General features: G+C 65.7%; 1 protein-coding gene. It reads right to left on the bottom strand.

What is annotated here, in order from left to right:
- Positions 1-29: 29 nt before the first annotated feature.
- A partial coding sequence (locus C664_RS20105; RefSeq protein WP_004296159.1) for a transposase domain-containing protein occupies positions 30-350 on the bottom strand: 321 nt, incomplete at its 5' end.

Here is a 350-nt window from a genome sequence, read left to right on the forward strand (position 1 = left end):
CGTAAGCGGTAACCGAGCGGCGTTCTTGCCTACTTCGAGCGCGGGTGGAGATCGGATCGAAGCGGATTGGCCGCGAAGTGTTGCTTCCACAGCCTTGGGGTGAGTTGCGCGACATCGGCGGCAGGGTGCTGGCCGACGCGCTGGAGCACATCGACCAGATAGGCATAGGGGTCGATGTCGTGCAGGCGACAGGTGGCGATCAGGCTCTGCGCGATCCCCACGTATTTCGCGCCGACCTCGGTCCAGCAGAAGAGCCAGTTGCGGCGGCCCATCGGCACTACGCGTAGCGCCCGCTCGAGGTGGTTGGTGTCGATCGGCACCTCGGGGTCGGCGAGGTAGACCTCGAGGGC

The sequence above is a fragment of the Thauera sp. 63 genome (genome assembly GCF_000310165.2).
GTDB lineage: Bacteria > Pseudomonadota > Gammaproteobacteria > Burkholderiales > Rhodocyclaceae > Thauera > Thauera humireducens.